Raw genomic sequence first — 1,144 nt, 5'->3', positions numbered from 1 at the left:
TGTTTGAAAATCAAGTGCGCAGAACACCGGATCAGACAGCTGTCATCCATAATGGCCTGTCCCTGACTTACCGGCAGTTGAACGAAAAAGCGAATGCCCTTGGACAGCGGCTTCGCAACTTGGGCATCGGCCCTGAGGACATTGTCGGCCTGCTTGTAGACCGTTCCATTGAAATGTTTATCGGTACGCTCGGCATTCTCAAGGCAGGCGGCGCTTATCTGCCGATGGATCCGGATTATCCGGCAGAACGAAAAGCATATATGCTCGCTGACAGCGGCGCCAAGCTTCTCGTAACCGTTCCTCATCTGGCAGAAGAAGCAGGAGAAACAGACGTCCTGATATTTACGAAAGAAGATCCCGGGCAGGAAGAAAATCTGGACCTGGTCAATCAGCCTTCGGATCTTGCCTACGTGATTTATACCTCCGGTACTACGGGGTATCCCAAAGGCGTGATGATTGAACACCAGTCCGTGGTCAATCTGTCGATGTGGCATATTGAGTATTACCAGGTAACGGCCTCGGATCAGGCCACAAAGTACGCTGGATTCGGCTTTGACGCTTCTGTGTGGGAAATGTTCCCATATCTATTGTCCGGCGCTTCGCTTCATGTGATAGACGGAGAGCTCCGGCTGGATATGGTCAAACTGAATGCGTATTTTGAAGAACACGGTATCTCTATCAGTTTCCTGCCGACCCAGATCGCCGAACAGTTTATGGCTCTTGATAACCAGTCGCTACGCTATCTGTTGACCGGCGGTGATAAATTACGCCGGTTTCATCCCCAGCGGTACCAGTTAATTAATAATTACGGTCCGACTGAAAATACGGTAGTCAGCACCAGTCTCTATATTGACCGCGTGTTTGACAATATCCCGATTGGAAAACCAATTGCCAATACAGAGGTTTTCATTCTAGATTCGGATAATACTCTTTGTCCGGTCGGCGTAAAGGGAGAATTGTGCGTAGCCGGAGCAGGCCTTGCCCGCGGCTACTTAAACCGCCCGGAACTGACCGCGGAAAAATTCACAGCTCATCCATGCCAGCCTGAAAAACGAATGTACCGGACCGGAGATCAGGCCAGATGGCTGCCGGACGGCAATATCGAGTTTTTCGGACGTTCGGACGATCAGGTGAAGATCAGAGG

1 protein-coding gene is annotated in these 1,144 nt (G+C 50.7%); it reads left to right on the top strand.

Going from position 1 to position 1,144, the window contains the following annotated elements:
• Window positions 1-1,144 (top strand): non-ribosomal peptide synthetase (locus JFL43_RS22115; protein ID WP_200750719.1); only part of this gene is annotated, 1,144 nt, incomplete at both ends.

The organism is Viridibacillus soli (assembly GCF_016612995.1).
Lineage (GTDB): Bacteria > Bacillota > Bacilli > Bacillales_A > Planococcaceae > Viridibacillus > Viridibacillus soli.
The sequence above is the reverse complement of the archived record's forward strand: the minus strand, read 5'-3'. Positions and strand labels throughout refer to the sequence as shown.